The 17,567-nt window shown below is 60.7% G+C and carries 16 protein-coding genes and 1 pseudogene; 11 read left to right on the top strand and 6 right to left on the bottom strand.

The genetic code is table 11. The features are described from left to right. Positions 1-167: 167 nt before the first annotated feature. The 4 genes from KJF94_RS18185 to KJF94_RS18170 all read left to right on the top strand — a co-directional run bounded on the left by KJF94_RS18185 (position 168) and on the right by KJF94_RS18170 (position 4,507). Entirely contained in the window at positions 168-881 is a 714-nt protein-coding gene (locus KJF94_RS18185) for a GntR family transcriptional regulator (protein ID WP_214377633.1), read from the top strand. Beyond that, positions 878-1,876, top strand: a complete 999-nt coding sequence (locus KJF94_RS18180) for an ADP-ribosylglycohydrolase family protein (protein WP_214377632.1) — start codon at positions 878-880, stop codon at positions 1,874-1,876. The genes KJF94_RS18185 and KJF94_RS18180 overlap by 4 nt, the downstream gene beginning before the upstream one ends. A 242-nt stretch (positions 1,877-2,118) precedes the next feature. Beyond that, on the top strand, positions 2,119-3,585 hold the full coding sequence (locus KJF94_RS18175) for a purine-cytosine permease family protein (RefSeq protein ID WP_214377631.1): 1,467 nt from the start codon (positions 2,119-2,121) through the stop codon (positions 3,583-3,585). Next, entirely contained in the window at positions 3,578-4,507 is a 930-nt protein-coding gene (locus tag KJF94_RS18170; RefSeq protein ID WP_214377630.1) for a PfkB family carbohydrate kinase, read from the top strand. Before KJF94_RS18175 ends, KJF94_RS18170 begins: the two co-directional genes overlap by 8 nt. A gap of 130 nt (positions 4,508-4,637) precedes the next feature. On the opposite strand, the pseudogene KJF94_RS18165 reads toward KJF94_RS18170, so the two are convergent. The 4 genes and pseudogenes from KJF94_RS18165 to KJF94_RS18150 all read right to left on the bottom strand — a co-directional run. Then, positions 4,638-4,757 (bottom strand): annotated as a pseudogene (locus KJF94_RS18165) (Rho termination factor N-terminal domain-containing protein); the annotation flags it as partial. A 37-nt stretch (positions 4,758-4,794) separates the two neighbouring features. Further along, on the bottom strand, positions 4,795-5,049 hold the full coding sequence (locus KJF94_RS18160) for a hypothetical protein (RefSeq protein WP_214377629.1): 255 nt from the start codon (positions 5,047-5,049) through the stop codon (positions 4,795-4,797). 46 nt (positions 5,050-5,095) lie between these two features. Continuing rightward, complete coding sequence (locus tag KJF94_RS18155) at positions 5,096-5,434, bottom strand: hypothetical protein (RefSeq protein ID WP_214377628.1); 339 nt, start codon at positions 5,432-5,434, stop codon at positions 5,096-5,098. Between the two features lie 84 nt (positions 5,435-5,518). Continuing rightward, positions 5,519-6,724, bottom strand: coding sequence for an MFS transporter (locus KJF94_RS18150; RefSeq protein ID WP_214377627.1), 1,206 nt, complete (start codon positions 6,722-6,724; stop codon positions 5,519-5,521). Positions 6,725-7,044: 320 nt separating this feature from the next. On the opposite strand from KJF94_RS18150, the gene KJF94_RS18145 reads away from it, so the two are divergent. The 6 genes from KJF94_RS18145 (at position 7,045) to KJF94_RS18120 (ending at position 13,136) form a co-directional block, all read left to right on the top strand. Beyond that, positions 7,045-7,527 carry a GNAT family N-acetyltransferase gene (locus KJF94_RS18145; protein WP_214377626.1) on the top strand — a complete coding sequence of 161 codons (483 nt, stop codon included), beginning with the start codon at positions 7,045-7,047 and terminating at the stop codon, positions 7,525-7,527. Between the two features lie 179 nt (positions 7,528-7,706). Further along, positions 7,707-8,699, top strand: coding sequence for a 2-dehydro-3-deoxygalactonokinase (locus KJF94_RS18140; protein WP_214377625.1), 993 nt, complete (start codon positions 7,707-7,709; stop codon positions 8,697-8,699). A gap of 19 nt (positions 8,700-8,718) precedes the next feature. Then, on the top strand, positions 8,719-9,339 hold the full coding sequence (locus KJF94_RS18135; protein WP_214377624.1) for a 2-dehydro-3-deoxy-6-phosphogalactonate aldolase: 621 nt from the start codon (positions 8,719-8,721) through the stop codon (positions 9,337-9,339). Between the two features lie 47 nt (positions 9,340-9,386). After that, positions 9,387-10,535: a galactonate dehydratase gene (gene dgoD, locus KJF94_RS18130; RefSeq protein ID WP_007903915.1), complete on the top strand. Its 1,149-nt coding sequence runs from the start codon at positions 9,387-9,389 to the stop codon at positions 10,533-10,535. Positions 10,536-10,961: 426 nt separating this feature from the next. Next, positions 10,962-12,272 (top strand): MFS transporter, encoded by a 1,311-nt coding sequence (locus KJF94_RS18125; RefSeq protein ID WP_214377623.1) that lies wholly within the window; start codon positions 10,962-10,964, stop codon positions 12,270-12,272. A 60-nt stretch (positions 12,273-12,332) separates the two neighbouring features. After that, a complete protein-coding gene (locus KJF94_RS18120) occupies positions 12,333-13,136 on the top strand; it encodes an IclR family transcriptional regulator (RefSeq protein ID WP_008152270.1) in 804 nt (267 codons plus the stop codon). On the opposite strand, the gene KJF94_RS18115 is transcribed toward KJF94_RS18120, so the two are convergent. Then, a complete protein-coding gene (locus KJF94_RS18115) occupies positions 13,137-14,189 on the bottom strand; it encodes an NAD(P)-dependent alcohol dehydrogenase (protein WP_214377622.1) in 1,053 nt (350 codons plus the stop codon). 190 nt (positions 14,190-14,379) lie between these two features. Between KJF94_RS18115 and KJF94_RS18110 the strand changes: the two genes are divergently transcribed. Beyond that, positions 14,380-15,270, top strand: coding sequence for an AraC family transcriptional regulator (locus KJF94_RS18110; RefSeq protein WP_214377621.1), 891 nt, complete (start codon positions 14,380-14,382; stop codon positions 15,268-15,270). 188 nt (positions 15,271-15,458) lie between these two features. Here KJF94_RS18110 and KJF94_RS18105 read toward each other — a convergent pair whose 3' ends face one another. Then, on the bottom strand, positions 15,459-17,123 hold the full coding sequence (locus KJF94_RS18105) for an electron transfer flavoprotein-ubiquinone oxidoreductase (protein WP_084323004.1): 1,665 nt from the start codon (positions 17,121-17,123) through the stop codon (positions 15,459-15,461). Between the last annotated feature and the right edge of the window lie 444 nt (positions 17,124-17,567).

The raw sequence follows: 17,567 nt of genomic DNA, 5'->3' as shown, positions 1-17,567 counted from the left end.
CCGCTCGAGTGCGCAGCACTCGCAAAATTCTTGATCGAAACAGAAATTTTGGGGCCGCTACGCAGCCCGGCGGGAGCAAGCTCCCTCGCCACAGTTATGCAATCCTTTCGTCACTTCCACTAAATATTTCTTGCCTGTTACAACCCGTTTCGGTTATCACTTTGTACATGATTAGACAGGTACGATTTGACAAGAAACAACGGGTGGTCGACGAACTCATCCGGCGCATCGAAAGCGGACTCATGGAGGACGGCTTTCTGCTGCCGGGCGAGCATCAGTTGGCTCAAGAATTCAAAGTCAGCCGCGGTACGCTGCGTGAAGCCCTGGCCGAATTGAAACGGCGCAACTACATCGCCACGCAGAGCGGTGTCGGTTCCATCGTCACGTTCGACGGTGTGGTGCTCGATCAGCGCAGCGGCTGGGCGCAGGCCCTGGCCGACAGTGGGGCGCTGATCAATACCGAAGTGCTGCGGCTGGAGGCGGTGACCCGTCCTGACCTGCTGTCGCGTTTCGGCACCGACCAGTTCATCACCCTCGACCGGCGTCGCCGTTCCACTGACGGCAAGCTGGTTTCCCTCGAACGCTCATTGATGCCCGCCACCGGAGGCCTGGAAAGCCTGCCGCGCGTGGGCCTGATCGATAATTCCCTGACCATTACCCTGGCCGCCTACGGCTACATCGGCGAGCGTGGCGATCAATGGATCGGCGCCGAACCCTTGAGCGCCAAAGACGCCGAGCTGCTCGGCCGTCCGGTAGGCACGGTGTTCCTCAAAGCCTTGCGCACCACTTACGACCGGCAAAACCGCTTCATGGAGCAAGTCGAAAGCCTGCTCGATCCCGTGCACTTTCGCCTGCACCTGCAATTTGGAAACCCGCAATGACCGCGCTCAATCGTGCACTGGGCGCATTTTACGGACTGGCCCTGGGCGATGCGCTGGGCATGCCGACCCAATCCCTGAGCCGCGCTGAAATCAAGGCGCGTTTCGGTGAAATCATCGACCTGCAAGACGCTGGCCCGGATCAACCTATCGCGGCCAACATGCCCAAAGGCTCGATCACCGACGACACCGAACAGGCGATTCTGGTCGGTCAGTTGTTGATCGACGGCGAAGGCAAGATCGAACCTTCGGTACTGGCCCAGCGACTGATCGAATGGGAAGCCGCAATGCAGGCCAAGGACTCGCAGGATTTGCTCGGCCCGTCGACCAAACGTGCGATCGAGATGATTCTCGCCGGCCAGTCGCCGGAAGAAGCGGGGCGTTATGGCACCACCAACGGCGCGGCGATGCGTATCACGCCGGTCGGGATTTCGGCGGATGTCAGCGATCCCGAGCGTTTCATCGACGCCGTGGTCCAGGCCTGCCAGGTCACTCACAACACCACGCTGGGCATTTCCAGCGCCGCGGCGGTGGCGGCGGTAGTGTCGGCCGGCATCAACGGCATGGACCTGGGCGAAGCGTTGAACCTTGGCCAGCAGATCGCTCTGCAAGCGGAAAGCCACGGCCACTGGGTCGCGGGCGGACGCATTGCCTCGCGCATCAGTTGGGCGCGGACGATCAGCGTCGACAGTGACAAGGCGTTGCTGGCGGACTTGATGTACGACGTGATCGGCACTTCGGTGGCGTCACAGGAGTCGGTGGTGGTTTCGTTTGCCCTGGCGCAACAGGTGGCCATCGGTGAAATGAATGCCTTCGAAGCGGTTTGCATGGCCGCAGGTTTAGGCGGTGACACTGACACCATCGCGGCGATTCTGGGGGCCATGCTTGGGGCCTGTCTGGGGCTTGAGAGTTGGCCTGTTGCGATGATCGAGCAGGTCAAAGCCGTTAACTCGTTGGAGCTGGAGCCTTTGGTAAAAGGGCTTTTAGCTTTGCGTTGAATGGGCTGACGCCATCGCGGGCAAGTCGGATCGCCGCACCGCCGCTCCCACAGGTTTTGTGAACGCCTCAGATCACTGTGGGAGCGGCGGTGCGGCGATCCGACTTGCCCGCGATAGGCGCACCACTTATTTGAATTTTTCACCCGCAATGGATCGCACTGACTTGGCCAGGACAGCCGGGCTGTTGTTTTCGTCTTCCGTCATTGCCCATAACCACAACAAAGGCAACAGGAGCATTTCACATGAGTTCATCGAACGCCGGGCAAAGCGCCGGGCAATTGGAAACCCGTGGCATCGAGCCGGTGCCGGAAGCGGAGTGCAACGGTCATCCGCTGCAACTGTTCTGGGTCTGGTTCGCCGCCAACATTTCCATCCTCGGCCTGCCGCTGGGCGCCACGCTGGTGGCGTTTCGCGGCTTGGCGATCTGGCAGGCGATCATTGTCGCGATCCTCGGCGCTGCCGGTTCCTTCGCGGTGGTCGGGATCATTTCCATCGCCGGTCGCCGTGGTCGCGCACCGAGCCTGACGCTGTCGCGGGCGATCTTCGGGGTGCGCGGCAATATCGGCCCGACACTGGTCTCGCTGATGTCGCGCCTGGGTTGGGAAACCGTCAACACCACCACAGCCGCTTTCGTGTTGTTGTCACTGTGCTCGATCCTGTTCGGCTCACCGGTGGAAGCCAAAAGTGCGCCCGTATTGACCCTGATCTTCATCGCGATTTTCGTGCTGCTGACCTTGTCGGTGTCCGGTCTCGGTCATGCGACGTTGCTGGTGATTCAGAAGTGGGCGACCTACGTGTTCGGTGCGCTGAACATTCTGGTCGGCGGTTTCCTCTGCGCCACCATCGACTGGAGCGCCGTGTTCAACGCCGCGCCTGCACCGCTTAGCGCAATGATCATCGGCGTCGGCACCATGGCCGCCGGCACCGGGATCGGTTGGGCGAATGCCGGTGCCGACATGTCGCGTTATCAGCATCGCAGCGTCAAGGCTGTGCGTCTGGTGGCCTCGGCCGCATTCGGCGCGGGTATTCCGCTGGTGTTGCTGATCACCCTCGGCGGCCTGCTGTCGGTGGGCAACAACGACCTGGCCTCGGCCACCGACCCGATCATCGCGATCCGCGACATGCTGCCGACCTGGATGGCCGTGCCATACCTGATCACCGCATTCGGCGGCTTGCTGCTGTCGAACAACCTGTCGGTGTACTCCGCCGGTTTGACCACATTGACCCTGGGCCTCAAGGTCAAGCGCGTCTACGCCGTGGTGGTCGACATCGTGGCGATCTTCGCCGGTTCGATTTACTTCATGCTGATCGCCGACAGTTTCTACGGCCCGTTCATTACCTTCATTTCCTTGCTGGCAGTGCCAATCACGGCGTGGGTCGGGATCTTTGTCGTTGATCTGATTCACCGTCATTACTACAGCCCCAAAGACCTGTTGGACGTCAGTCCGAGCAGCGCCTACTGGTATCGCGGCGGCGTCGAGTGGCGCGCCTTCGGTGCGTGGGCAGTGGCGATCGTGCTGGGTTTCAGCTTCACCACCATCGGCACCACCGAACAAACCGTCTGGTTCCGCGGATTCCTCTCGGATTCGTGGCTGGGTCACAACGGCCTCGGCTGGATCGTGACGTTCCTGGTCGCTGGCGGGATTTACTTCGTACTCGGTGGCGCCAAGGATCGCCGCGCCGCGTCGCTCGAGAATGCTCATGCCTAAGTTGCTGCACACCGGCCAAGTCATCATCGACCTGGTCATGGCCGTGGATAAACTGCCGCAGGCGGGCGGTGACGTGCTGGCGCAGTCCGCCAGTTTCGAAGCCGGCGGCGGCTTCAATGTGATGGCCGCGGCCCAGCGTAACGGCTTGCCGGTGGTTTACCTCGGCCGTCATGGCACGGGCCGTTTCGGTGATCTGGCGCGTGAGGCGATGAAGGCTGAAGGCATTCGCATCGGCATTGCTTACAGCGCCGAACGCGATACCGGATTGTGCGTGGCGATCACGGACGCTTCGGCTGAACGTAGTTTCGTTTCCTACATTGGTGCCGAAGGCGAAGTGACTGCCGAGGACTTGGCGAGCGTGCCGGCCGAGACGGGCGATTATGTCTACGTCAGCGGCTACAGCCTGCTGCATGTCGGCAAGGCTCAAGCGTTGGTGGATTGGGTGTTGGCGTTGCCGAGTACGGTCAACGTGGTGTTCGACCCGGGCCCGCTGGTGGAATCACCCGATGCGCCGTTGATGCAGGCGTTGTTGCCACGCATTGACCTGTGGACCAGCAACAGCGAAGAAGCGCTGCGGTTTACCGGGGCGTCGGACATTGCCGAGGCGCTGGATCGATTGGCCGCGCATCTGCCGTCGAAGGTGTTGATGGTGGTTCGCGATGGGCCGCAAGGGTGCTGGATTCATCAGCGAGGCGAGCGTCAGCATGTGCCGGGCTTCGAGGTTGAGGCAGTGGACAGCAATGGCGCGGGGGATGCGCACGCCGGGGTGTTTGTGGCCGGGTTGGCGCAAGGGTTGTCGGCGGGTGAGGCGGCGCGGCGGGCGAATGCGGCGGCGGCACTCGCAGTGACTCGGTGGGGGCCGGCAACTTCGCCTGGGACTGCCGAGGTTGATGCTTTAATCAGTGAGACATTCGGCGGCTGATCTGGCCCTATCGCTGGCAGGCCAGCTCCCACAGTGATCAAGGTGTTCGCAGTTATTGTGTACACCCCGAATCCTGTGGGAGCTGGCCTGCCAGCGATAGGGCCCGCAAATTCAACACATTTTTTGGCCCTTACCCAGCCTTGCGCAACGCCTCGATCAACTCCCGCTTGCGCATACTGGACCGCCCGGGAATCTTCTTCGCCGTGGCTTCCTTTCTCAAACTGTCCACGGTCTGGATATCCCGCGACGGTCGCAGCCGCGCACGACTGCGACCTGATTCGTTTTGCTTAAACCTCCAGCTTGCGCGCGGCCTCAACCCCGGCCGCGCTGAGCTTGATCGGCAAATTCAACGAGTGCTCACCGGCCTCGTTGCAGGTCACATGCCCATGCTGAATCAACCCGCGATCCTGCAACGTGGCGAGGGCGCTGGCCACGACTTTCTCCCCCCGGTAGTTGTCCAGGACCTCCTTGCCCAGCCCACTCGGGTGGGCGTGCAGCAGACGGGTCAGGACTTCTTTCTCAAGGTTTTTATCGACGTTCATGGTTACCTCTTCATGGATGTGGACAGGTACAGCTCGCGTGGGCGATTTATTGGCTGGCGCCGCCTTCGGAGCCCGAGCCACCGGTGGTGGTTTTCGAGCCGATGCCGGGGCCGGCGTTATCGGGTGTCTGGGTGTCGGGCATGTTCATGCCGCCTTGACGGCCCGCGTCGTTTCCCTGGATCCGCGGGTCGGTGCCCGTGGACGGAGGCAGGCTGCTGTCGACGCCGGTGCCATTGGTGTTGATACCGGGTGCGCTTTGGATCGCGGGGGATTTGGGTTTTTCGACCGGGTCGGTCGGGCCGGTACCGGAGGCGGTGTTCGCGGCGAAGGCAGCAGAGGACAGCAGGGTAGCGAGAACGAGGGCGGTCAGTCGGGACATGATCATGGTGTCGTCTCCATTTAATGAGAGTCCTTACCTGATGTTGGTCCGCCCCCGATTTGGTTTGGTGCCTGATGAACGACGAACGGTTCAGGCCTGTTGTAACGATTTATGGCTGACCACTCGGCGCCAGATCAGGCGACCCACGGTGATCAACCAGTTCAACAGCGCTACGGCGAGCACGGTGAGCAACAGTGTCGCCATCCCGTGTTCAACGATGATCTTCCCGGCCAGCAACGGAAAACCGAACACGCCGATGAAGTACGACAGGCTGAACAACAGCAACGATTGCGCGGTGGTGCCGCTCGGCGCTTCGTTCGCCGCCAGGCCGTTGATCACCGAATACGTCAGCCCGTAACCGACGCCCAGCATCATCGCGGCCAGCACGTAGCTGAAGCCGCTATCGACCACGAAACCGAACATCACGATCGAGCCCATCATCAGCCCCGACAACAGACAGGATGCGCGGAACGGATCGCGTTTGACCACGAACCCGGCAATCAACATCCGGCTGCTGATCGCCGCGCCCATGAAGCCGAAAAAGAACAGCGAGTAATCCAGCGAGCGAGAGGCTGCGTAGCTGGTTTGAAAGCTCGACAGACCACCGAACACGCAGCCGCCGAGGCCGACCATGATGATCGGAAACAGCGCTCTGGACGACAACACCTGAGCCGTTGTGCGCCAGGAAATGCTTGCGACGGTGGCGGTGGGCGAGGGCGCCTTTTTCAGCTGCGCATCCAGCCGCCAGAACAGCACAACGCCGATCAGGCTGGCGAGCGCCGCGAGGTAAAACGCCGCCGTCACCGGATAGCCGAGCGCACTGGCCGCGCGGCCCAGCAACGGGCCGCTGCCGATCCCGGTCATCATGCTGCCCGACAGCAGCGCAAAGTATTTGGCGCGCTGAGCGGGCGTCACCAGGCTCGCGACGATGATCGGCCCTAGGGTGTAGAAAACGCCCCAGCCCAACCCCAGTAGCAGGCCGAAAAACAGCAGCAGATTGCCGAACCCCGGCGTCAGTGCGAAGCCCAGGCTGGCGGCCACCAGCAGCACGCCGAACAGCGCAATCGAACGCGCCGTTCCCAGTAGATCAGACAAATGCCCGGAGACAATCACCGCTGCAAACGTGCTGAGCATCGCCGCCGATATCACGTTGCCGGCATCGTGTTCGTTGCCGCCACGGGAACCGATCAACAACGACAGCAAAAACGTCGAGCCGTAGGACAGCGACAGCAAATAGCTGGCAAGACAAAACAGGCCGAACAGCTTGCTGGAGACTTGAGGCGGTGCGATGGACATGACGCGGTTCCTTGACCCGATAAATGAGCTGTTCATCTATCTATCATGCAAGGCGCCCATGTTAGGTCCGAGGTTCTCGATTCCAGGGTTAGTGGTGGGCGGAGTAATGCTTGTTCTTGATTGCCCTGTAGCTTTAGTGGCGAGGGAGCTTGCTCCCGCTGGACTGCGAAGCAGTCCCTGTCACAGATCGACTCTGTCAGCCTGAAAGACCGCATCGCTTGTTTTGGGGTTGCTTCGCAACCCAGCGGGAGCAAGCTCCCTCGCTACAGACTGCGAGTCGACTTAGTATGGCGTTTTCCACTTTTGACGAAGGCACGTCCATGACGATCGAAATCCGCCCGGCGACCCCCAGCGATGCACCGCAAATCCTCGGGTTCATCACTGAACTGGCCGATTACGAACGTGCCCGCCACGAAGTCATCGCCAGCGTTGCCGACATCGAGCGCAGCCTGTTCAGCGAAGGCGCCACCGCCCACGGCCTGATCTGCCTGCGGGACGGCTTGCCGATCGGCTTTGCGGTGTTTTTCTTCAGTTATTCCACCTGGCTCGGCAGCAATTGCCTTTACCTCGAAGACCTCTACATCACCCCCGAACAGCGCGGCGGTGGCGCCGGTAAAACACTGCTGCGCCACCTGGCGAAAATCGCCTGCGCCAACGATTGCGGGCGCTTCGAGTGGAGCGTGCTGGACTGGAACAAGCCGGCCATCGAGTTTTACAAATCGTTGGGTGCGCAGCCGCAGGAAGAGTGGGTGCGGTATCGGATGGATGGAGCAATATTGCGGGAGTTTGCCGAGGGCAAATGATCGACGCTGGCGTCGTTTAAAGATCGCAGTCTTCCGCAGCCCTTGGGCGCTGCTGAAGCCTGCGATCTTTTTTTGTCTTTATCCCAATATATGGGAATGATATTTATATATTGAGATTTATCTGCATCCGGGTTTATAGTCCAGCTCACTCACTGCCAATAAACAAAACAGGTGAAGCGATGCTGGCGCAATTGATCGCGCTCGATTGGGGGACAACCTCATTACGTGCTTACAAACTCGCCGCGGATGGCCAGGTGCTTGAACAGCGTTCGCTGTCATCGGGAATCATGCAGCTGCCCCGGACACCGCGAATCATCAAAGGCCAGGCGTGCACCGATGGTTTTGAACTGGCCTTCGATGACGCCTGCGGCGACTGGCTCGACGCGCAACCCGACTTGCCAGTGATTGCCTGTGGCATGGTCGGCAGCGCTCAAGGTTGGCGCGAAGCGGCCTACCGCGACACGCCGGCGAACGTCGCCAATCTCGGAACTTCCCTACAAACCATTCGCAGTCTTCGCGGCGTCGATGTGCACATCGTGCCGGGCGTCATTCAGCGTTCGCAGCTGCCGAACGTGATGCGCGGCGAAGAAACCCAGGTCCTCGGCGTGCTGCAAAATCTGCCGGCCGGGGCGGACGGTGATCTGTTGATCGGCCTGCCGGGCAGTCATTCGAAATGGGTGGAAGTGGCCGACGGTTGCATCGTGCATTTCGATACCTTCATGACCGGCGAAGTCTTCGCCGTGCTCAGCGAACACAGCATTCTGGGGCGCACTCAGCAACGCGGCGCATCCTTTGATGGCGACGCGTTTGACCGTGGTGTGCAAGTGGCCCTGTCGGCGGAGGGCGAGATCGGTCCGTTGTCGACATTGTTCAGCGCCCGCAGCCTCGGGCTGACCGGCGAGCTGAGCGCCAGCGCGCAACCGGACTATTTGTCGGGCCTGTTGATCGGTCATGAGTTGTCGGCGCTGGCCACTGATCAGCGGCGTCGGCGCAACAGCGTTCATCTGCCGTCGATCATCCTCATCGGTAACTCACAACTGTGTGCCCGCTACAGCCGGGCCCTCGACGCCTGCGGTTTTGCTCGCGTGACGCTGGCCGAACACGCCACCGAACGCGGGTTGTGGCAGTTGGCGCTCGCTGCCGGACTCGTCACCCCACATCCATCCCGTTAAACCTGACTGGAGGTCTGACATGCTCAAGCAAGCCCTGGCGCAAAACGGCCTGATCGCGATCCTGCGTGGCCTGCGCCCGCAGGAAGCGGCGGCTATCGGAGAAGTCCTTTACGCAGCCGGATTTCGCGTCATCGAAGTGCCGCTCAATTCCCCCGAGCCGTACGAAAGCATCCGCATCCTGCGCAGTACCTTGCCCGCTGATTGCCTGATCGGCGCCGGCACTGTGTTGACGCCGGAACAGGTCGAACAAGTGAAAGCCGCCGGCGGGCAGGTGATCGTCATGCCCCACAGCGATCCCAAAGTGCTGCGCGCAGCGAAGGCGGCGGGGCTGTTCCTGTCGCCGGGTGTTGCGACACCGACCGAAGCCTTCGCCGCATTGGCCGAAGGTGCGGACGTGCTGAAGATGTTCCCGGCCGAGCAAATGGGCCCGGCAGTCGTCAAGGCCTGGCTCGCGGTGTTGCCGGCCGGAACCATTCTTGCGCCCGTGGGCGGAATAACACCGGACAACATGCAGGTGTTTATCGACGCTGGCGTCAAAGGCTTCGGCCTCGGGTCCGGGTTGTTCAAACCGGGCATGACGCCTGAGGACGTAGCGTTGAACGCCAAGGCCTACGTGGCTGCATGGAACGCTCTGCGTTAAGACTTTTTTGGCGCCGAGCGCGCTGCATCTAACAAGAGAGAGAAGAGATGAAAATCACCAAACTGACCACCTTCATCGTTCCGCCGCGCTGGTGCTTCCTCAAGGTTGAAACCGACGAGGGCGTGACCGGTTGGGGCGAGCCCGTGGTCGAAGGCCGCGCCCACACGGTGGCCGCCGCCGTTGAAGAATTGTCCGACTACCTGATCGGCAAAGACCCACGCAACATCGAAGACATCTGGACCGTGCTGTACCGCGGTGGCTTCTACCGGGGCGGCGCGATCCACATGAGTGCGCTGGCCGGTATCGACCAGGCGCTGTGGGACATCAAGGGCAAGGCCTTGGGGGTGTCGGTCAGCGATCTGCTGGGTGGTCAGGTGCGGGACAAGATCCGCGTGTATTCGTGGATCGGCGGCGACCGGCCGGCGGACACCGCGCGGGCGGCGAAAGAAGCGGTCAGCCGTGGTTTCACTGCGGTGAAAATGAACGGCACCGAAGAGCTGCAATTCCTCGACTCCTTCGAAAAAGTCGACCTGGCCCTGGCCAACGTCGCGGCCGTGCGTGACGCGGTCGGGCCGAACGTCGGCATCGGCGTGGATTTCCATGGCCGGGTGCACAAGCCCATGGCCAAGGTGCTGATGAAGGAACTCGATCCGTACAAACTGATGTTCATCGAAGAGCCGGTACTCAGCGAAAACTACGAAGCGCTGAAGGAACTGGCACCGCTAACCAGCACGCCGATTGCCCTTGGCGAGCGGTTGTTCTCGCGCTGGGATTTCAAGCGCGTGCTCAGCGAAGGTTACGTCGACATCATCCAGCCCGATGCTTCTCACGCTGGCGGCATCACCGAAACCCGCAAAATCGCCAACATGGCCGAAGCCTACGACGTGGCGTTGGCGCTGCATTGCCCGCTGGGTCCGATTGCACTCGCGGCGTGCCTGCAACTGGACGCGGTTTGCTACAACGCGTTCATCCAGGAGCAGAGCCTGGGCATTCACTACAACGAGAGCAACGACCTGCTGGATTACGTCAAGGATCCGCGGGTGTTCGATTACGACAAAGGCTTCGTGAAGATTCCGAATGGCCCGGGCCTGGGCATCGAGATCAACGAGGAGTATGTGATCGAACGCGCGGCGGTCGGGCATCGCTGGCGCAACCCGATCTGGCGCCATGCCGATGGCAGTTTTGCCGAGTGGTGAGTTCTCCCTGACCCACCGCACATCCCTGTGGGAGCCAGCCTGCTGGCGATTTGGTCGGCACATCCAGCATGCATGGTGACTGACCCACCGCGATCGCCAGCAGGCTGGCTCCCACAGTTTGATCTCCATGGACAGGGAGATTTGCGGCAACCCCCGATTTCACATCGACCTCAATAAACATAAGAAGAGGCAATCCCCATGCAACCGCAAACCCTCACCGAGTGGTGAGTTCTCCCTGACCCACCGCACATCCCTGTGGGAGCCAGCCTGCTGGCGATTTGGTCGGCACATCCAGCACTCATTGTGACTGACACACCGCGATCGCCAGCAGGCTGGCTCCCACAGGTTGATCTCCATGGACAGGGAGATTTGCGGCAACCCCCGATTTCACATCGACCTCAATAAACATAAGAAGAGGCAATCCTCATGCAACCGCAAACCCTTACCGGGCAGGCGTCGTTGGTGACGCCCAGTCGCAAGCGTTTTTTCATCATGGTGCTGCTGTTCATCACCGTAGTGATCAACTATCTGGACCGCAGCAACCTGTCCATCGCCGCCCCGGCGCTGACCAGCGAACTGGGCATCGACCCGATCCACGTCGGGCTGATTTTCTCGGCCTTCGGCTGGACCTACGCCGCCATGCAAATCCCCGGCGGCTGGCTGGTGGATCGCGTCCCGCCGCGCATTCTCTACAGCGTCGCCTTGTTGCTGTGGTCAATCGCGACGGTGATGCTCGGCTTCGCCGCCAGTTTCATCGCGCTGTTCGTCTTGCGCATGGCGGTCGGTGCCCTGGAAGCCCCGGCGTATCCAATCAACAGCCGTGTAGTGACCACTTGGTTTCCGGAGCGCGAACGCGCCACGGCCATCGGTTTCTACACCTCCGGCCAGTTCGTTGGCCTGGCGTTCCTGACGCCGGTACTTGCCTGGTTGCAGCATGAATTTGGCTGGCACATGGTGTTTGTCAGCACCGGTGCGGTGGGCATTCTCTGGGCGGTGATCTGGTACGCGGTGTATCGCGAACCGCGGGATTTCAAGGGCGCCAATGACGCCGAAATCGACCTGATCCGTGAGGGCGGCGGGTTGGTAGATATCCAGGCAGAGACAGCCAAGGCCAAGGCGAAATTCAGCTGGACCGACCTTGGCATCGTCCTGACCAAACGCAAGTTGTGGGGCATCTACCTCGGTCAGTTCTGCCTCAACTCGACGCTGTGGTTTTTCCTGACGTGGTTCCCGACCTACCTGGTGAAATACCGCGGCATGGACTTCATCAAGTCCGGCCTGCTGGCATCGCTGCCGTTTCTCGCCGCCTTCGTCGGTGTGCTGTGTTCCGGTTTCTTCTCGGACTTTTTGATCCGCCGCGGCTACACGGTAGGGTTCGCCCGCAAATTGCCGATCATTGGCGGCCTGCTGATTTCCACGTCTATCATCGGCGCCAACTTCGTCGAGTCGACGCCGCTGGTGATTGCCTTCCTCGCGTTGGCCTTCTTTGGTAACGGACTGGCTTCGATCACCTGGTCGCTGGTTTCAACGCTGGCACCGGCACGGTTGTTGGGGCTGACCGGCGGGGTATTCAATTTCATCGGCAACCTGTCGGCGATTACCACGCCGATCGTGATCGGCTTCCTCGCCAGCGGTGATTCGTTTGCCCCGGCGATTACCTACATCTCGGTTCTTGCGTTGATTGGTGCGCTTTCCTACATTCTGCTGGTCGGCAAGGTCGAGCGTATCAAGTTGTAGTCGCAGCCGTCGGGCGACCATAATGCCGCCCGTTCCCTCGCTCAACGGTAAAGGCTGGATATGCAGGAAGACGCCCCAAAAATCGCCAAGGACGCTGCGCCGACCGGCACCCAGACACTGCTTCGCGGTCTGGGTGTGGTTCAGGCCGTGGCCAGTGGCGCCCGCGATCTCAAGGAAATCGCCCGGCTGATCGGCACGACGCGCAGCACCACCCATCGTCTGGCCAGTTGCCTGGTGGACGAGCGTTATCTGCGCGTGGTGCCGCAAGTCGGGTATCTGTTGGGGCCGAAGCTGATCGAGTTGGGCTTTCAGGCGCGTGAAGAATTGCCGCTGGTGACCCTGGCCGGGCCGTATCTGGATGAGTTGTCGGCGTTGACCGGCGACACCATTCACTTGGCGATTCGCGAGGGCGACGAGGTGCTGTACCTGCACAAGAATCCAGGACGCAATGGTCCGGAAATGCGCTCGCGGGTCGGCCATCGCATGCCGTTGGCGCGCACCGGGATCGGCAAGGCGCTGATGCTGGATGACACGCAGGAAGAATGGCAACGACTGTACGAAGTCAGCTTGCCGGCGGGTGGGAAAAATCAGTTCTGGCCGCAGCACCCGGAGCAATCCTGGGAGCAGTTTCAACAGCGCATGGTCGAGTACGTGGCGGGCGGTTACGCCTTCGATCTGGAAGACAACGAACCGTCGATCCGCTGCGTGGCGGCACCGATTCGTGATGCCAGCAAGCGCATCGTTGCTGGCATCAGCATCGCCAGCACCGTGCCGTACATGCCGCTGGAAAAAATGGCCGAGCTGATTCCCCTGATCAAAGGGGTCACGGCCCGGCTCTCGGCGGAGCTTGGCGCTAAGGTCTGATCAGACTTTCAGCGTCGCCATGTCGATGACGAAACGGTATTTCACGTCACCGGCGATCATGCGGGCGTAAGCCTCGTTGATCTGACGGATGTCGAGCATTTCGATGTCGCAGGTGATGTTGTGCTCGGCGCAGAAATCCAGCACTTCCTGGGTTTCGGCGATGCCGCCGATCAGCGAGCCGGCCAGTACGCGACGGCCCAACACCAGTTTGGCCGCGTGGACCGGTGGATCAATCGGTTCAATCAAACCCACGAGAATGTGCACGCCGTCGAAACGTAGGGTATCAAGGTAGGGATTGAGGTCGTGCTGTACCGGAATGGTGTCCAGCAGGAAGTCGAAATGGCCTGCTGCTGCCTTCATCTGCTCGGCGTCGGTGGACACGATCACGTGGTCCGCGCCCTGACGACGTCCTTCTTCAGCCTTGCTCGCCGAGCGAGTGAACAGAGTGACTTCCGCGCCCATCGCCTTGGCGAACTTGATGCCCATGTGGCCGAGGCCACCCATGCCGAGAATCCCGACCTTGTCGCCCGCCTTCACGCCGTAGTGCTTGAGCGGCGAGTAGGTGGTGATGCCGGCGCAGAGGATCGGCGCGGCGCTGGCGAGGTCGAGTTTTGCCGGGATGCGCACGACGAAGTGTTCACTGACGACGATGCTGTCGGAGTAACCGCCCATGGTGTTGCTGCCATCCACGCGGTCCGGTGTGGCATAAGTCATGGTCGGACCTTCGAGACAATATTGCTCGAGGTTGGCCTGGCAGGCTTCGCAGCTGCGGCAGGAATCGACCATGCAGCCGACGCCGACCAGATCGCCGACTTTATACTGGGTGACATTCGCACCGACGGCGGTCACTTTGCCTACGATCTCGTGGCCGGGCATCAACGGATAAACGGCAATGCCCCACTCGTTGCGGGCCTGGTGGATGTCGGAATGGCAGACGCCGCAGTAGAGAATATCGATCGCCACGTCGTCGGCCCGAGGGCTGCGGCGTTCGAATTTCATGGGGGCGAGGGGAGTGGTGGCCGACTGGGCGGCGTATCCGATGGCGGTGTACATGGTGAACCTCGCAAAAGCAGTGACAGGTGAGGTGGCGCATTCTGGGCGCCGCGCCGGTCACCGGCCATGGCGATTCCTCCGGGTGTCATGCCTATTCCTCCGGCATCAGCGTTCGTTTGGTCAAATGGACGATCAGACCTGCGATGATGCTTTCATCCCTTTTTCCGCGACTTTTTTGTGAAGAGCTCCCATGTTGTTGACCCGTCATCTCGATGCCAATGCCGCGCTGGTTTCGCTGATTCAGCCTTTGACTAATCGCGATGGTTTCGCTCCCACGGCGTTGCCGGGTGTGCAGGTTTTGCGGGCCAGTTGTGATGTGGCTCGCGGCCCGCAGATTTACGAGCCGAGTCTTGTCATCATCGCCCAGGGAAGCAAACTGGCGTATCTGGGGCCGCGTACGCTGGAGTACGGCGCCGGGCATTATTTGATTCAGGCATTGCCAGTGCCCTTCGAATGCGAGACGTTTTCAGCGCCCGATGGCCCGATGCTGGGCGTTTCCATCGCCATTGACCGTGTGTTGCTCGGTGAGTTGGTCTTGGCCATGGGGCTGGCGCCGGGGCGTAGTATTGCGGCGCAAACGCCAGAGTCCATGACCTCGGCGGTGCTTGACGATGCGATGCGTGGTTGTGTTGAACGGCTGCTGCGTTGCCTGCACGATCCGCTGGAATGCCAGGTTATGGGGCAGGCGCGATTGCGCGAGTTGTTGTTCGTCGCCTTGCGCGGGCCGCAAGCAGATGTGCTGCGGGCGCTGGTCGAGCAACAGGGGCAGTTCGCCCGGATCGCGGCGTCGCTCAGCCATCTGCATGCGCATTACACCGAACCCTTGAACGTCGAGACCTTGGCCAGTTGCGCGAACATGAGTGCGTCGACCTTTCATGAGCATTTCAAACGCAGCACCTTATTGTCGCCGGTGCAGTACTTGAAGCGTTTGCGTTTGCTCAGGGCCCAGCAGTTATTGCTGGGCGAGGGATTGGGCGTGGCGCAGGTGGCGCATCGGGTCGGGTATCAGAGCACGTCGCAGTTCAGTCGGGAGTACAAGCGGTACTTTGAGCGCAATCCGGGCGATGAACGCGCAGCCTGATACACCGCGAATCCCTTGTAGGAGCCGAGCTTGCTCGCGAAAGCGGTGTGTCAGGCGAGATCAATGCTGGATGACACACCGCTTTCGCGAGCAAGCTCGGCTCCTACAGGTGGGGGCGGTGTTGTTGTATAAATTGCGGGCAACAAAAAGGCCCCCATTTCGGGAGCCTTTGTGATCAGCGATTCAACTTACATGTTCGGGTAAGTCGGCCCGCCGGCACCTTCAGGCGCCACCCAGGTAATGTTCTGTGCAGGGTCCTTGATGTCGCAGGTCTTGCAGTGAACGCAGTTCTGGGCGTTGATCTGGAAGCGCTTCTCGCCGTCTTCCTTGGTCACCACTTCGTACACGCCGGCCGGGCAGTAGCGCTGGGCAGGTTCATCGTACATCGGCAGGTTCTTGGCGATCGGGATGCTCGGGTCGGTCAGCTTCAGGTGGCAAGGCTGCTCTTCTTCATGGTTGGTACCGGAGATGAACACCGAGCTGAGCTTGTCGAAACTGATCTTGCCGTCTGGTTTCGGGTAGTCGATCTTCTTGCAGTCGGCCGCCAGCTTCAGGCACGCGTAGTCCGGCTTGGTGTCGTGCAGGGTGAACGGCAGTTTGCCGCCGAAGATGTTCTGGTCCAGCCAGTTGAAACCGCCGCCGACGATCGCGCCGAACTTGTGGATCGCCGGGCCGAAGTTGCGGCTGGCGAACAGCTCGTCGTAGAGCCAGCTCTTCTTGAACGCGTCGACGTAAGTGGTCAGCTCTTCGGTGCCGTCCTTCTCGGCGAACAGCGCCTCGGCCACGGATTCAGCGGCGAGCATGCCGGACTTCATTGCGGTGTGGCTGCCTTTGATCTTGGCGAAGTTCAGGGTGCCGAGGTCGCAACCGATCAGCGCGCCGCCCTTGAAGACCATTTTCGGCAGCGAATTCAGGCCGCCTTTGCAGATGGCGCGGGCGCCGTAGCTGATGCGCTTGCCGCCTTCCAGGTACTGCTTGAGCACCGGGTGATGCTTGAGGCGCTGAAACTCGTCGAACGGCGACAGGTAGGTGTTGCTGTAGGAAAGGTCGACGATCAGACCAACCACCACCTGGTTGTTTTCCAGGTGATAGAGGAAGGAGCCGCCGGTGTTCTCGGTGCCCATGATGTCCAGCGGCCAGCCGGCGGTGTGGACCACCAGGCCTGGCTGATGCTTGGCCGGGTCGATTTCCCAGATTTCTTTCAGGCCGATGCCGTAGTGCTGGGCGTCGGCTTCGCTGTCGAGGTTGAAGCGCTTGATCAACTGCTTGCCGATGTGGCCACGGCAGCCTTCAGCGAACAGCGTGTATTTGCCACGCAGTTCCATGCCAGGGGTGTACAGGCCTTCTTTCGGATGGCCTTCGCGGTCAACGCCGAGGTCGCCGGTGATGATCCCGCGAACCACGCCGTTCTCGTCGAACAGTGCTTCCTGGGCGGCGAAGCCAGGGTAGATTTCCACGCCCAGGTTTTCGGCCTGCTGAGCCAGCCAGCGGCACAGGTTGCCCAGGGAGATGATGTAGTTGCCTTCGTTGTGCATGGTCTTGGGCACAAAGAGGTCAGGGATTTTCTGCGCGCTGTCGGCGTTCTTGAGAACGAAGATGTCGTCACGCGTCACCGGCGTGTTCAGCGGGGCGCCGAGTTCTTTCCAGTCCGGGAACAATTCGTTCAGGGCGCGTGGTTCGAACACGGCACCAGACAGGATGTGAGCACCGACTTCGGAGCCTTTTTCGACCACGCAGACGCTGATTTCCTTACCGGCTTCAGCAGCCTTCTGCTTCAAGCGGCAGGCGGCGGAAAGACCAGCGGGGCCGGCACCGACGATGACCACGTCGAATTCCATGTATTCGCGTTCCACAGGTTATCTCCTACTCAAGGCTCAACAGTTTTTTTTCTAATTGGAGGTTTGGTGTCGCATCCATGAATCCCTGCGCAAGCGGGGAAGAGGACAATCGATGAACCACCTTTCTCTCTGGGTGGCGCATTATATCTACACCACTCCTAGCGTCCAATACAAACGTTTGTTTGAATTGGCTCAAAGCCAGAGAAATCAAAGTCACGCGGCTTATGAACGGCTATTTTGCCGTATTGACCGGAATAGGCGTTCCGGTCAAGATACGGTCGGTTTTGCGCTCGCCGTAGGCTGACTGTTGGTTTCAAGAGCACCTCTAAAGACAGGGCGATGGCAGTACAAGGTGATGCGCGGCGCAGTGTTGGCGCGCAGTTTACACGCCGCGATATTGAATGACTTGTTGGTCACCACTGACGAACGGTCATCAATCTCATGAGCGATGGTCACTTG

Source organism: Pseudomonas hormoni (genome assembly GCF_018502625.1).
GTDB lineage: Bacteria > Pseudomonadota > Gammaproteobacteria > Pseudomonadales > Pseudomonadaceae > Aquipseudomonas > Aquipseudomonas hormoni.
The sequence above is the reverse complement of the archived record's forward strand: the minus strand, read 5'-3'. Positions and strand labels throughout refer to the sequence as shown.

Excerpts from the sequence above, each read along its gene's own strand:
- dgoD (WP_007903915.1), top strand. The coding sequence starts at position 9,387 with ATGAAAATCACCAAACTGACCACCTTCATCGTTCCGCCGCGCTGGTGC.
- KJF94_RS18135 (WP_214377624.1), top strand. The coding sequence starts at position 8,719 with ATGCTCAAGCAAGCCCTGGCGCAAAACGGCCTGATCGCGATCCTGCGT.
- KJF94_RS18120 (WP_008152270.1), top strand. The coding sequence starts at position 12,333 with ATGCAGGAAGACGCCCCAAAAATCGCCAAGGACGCTGCGCCGACCGGC.
- KJF94_RS18125 (WP_214377623.1), top strand. The coding sequence starts at position 10,962 with ATGCAACCGCAAACCCTTACCGGGCAGGCGTCGTTGGTGACGCCCAGT.
- KJF94_RS18145 (WP_214377626.1), top strand. The coding sequence starts at position 7,045 with ATGACGATCGAAATCCGCCCGGCGACCCCCAGCGATGCACCGCAAATC.
- KJF94_RS18150 (WP_214377627.1), bottom strand. The coding sequence starts at position 6,724 with ATGTCCATCGCACCGCCTCAAGTCTCCAGCAAGCTGTTCGGCCTGTTT.
- KJF94_RS18155 (WP_214377628.1), bottom strand. The coding sequence starts at position 5,434 with ATGATCATGTCCCGACTGACCGCCCTCGTTCTCGCTACCCTGCTGTCC.
- KJF94_RS18185 (WP_214377633.1), top strand. The coding sequence starts at position 168 with ATGATTAGACAGGTACGATTTGACAAGAAACAACGGGTGGTCGACGAA.
- KJF94_RS18110 (WP_214377621.1), top strand. The coding sequence starts at position 14,380 with ATGTTGTTGACCCGTCATCTCGATGCCAATGCCGCGCTGGTTTCGCTG.
- KJF94_RS18180 (WP_214377632.1), top strand. The coding sequence starts at position 878 with ATGACCGCGCTCAATCGTGCACTGGGCGCATTTTACGGACTGGCCCTG.
- KJF94_RS18175 (WP_214377631.1), top strand. The coding sequence starts at position 2,119 with ATGAGTTCATCGAACGCCGGGCAAAGCGCCGGGCAATTGGAAACCCGT.
- KJF94_RS18170 (WP_214377630.1), top strand. The coding sequence starts at position 3,578 with ATGCCTAAGTTGCTGCACACCGGCCAAGTCATCATCGACCTGGTCATG.
- KJF94_RS18140 (WP_214377625.1), top strand. The coding sequence starts at position 7,707 with ATGCTGGCGCAATTGATCGCGCTCGATTGGGGGACAACCTCATTACGT.
- KJF94_RS18115 (WP_214377622.1), bottom strand. The coding sequence starts at position 14,189 with ATGTACACCGCCATCGGATACGCCGCCCAGTCGGCCACCACTCCCCTC.
- KJF94_RS18160 (WP_214377629.1), bottom strand. The coding sequence starts at position 5,049 with ATGAACGTCGATAAAAACCTTGAGAAAGAAGTCCTGACCCGTCTGCTG.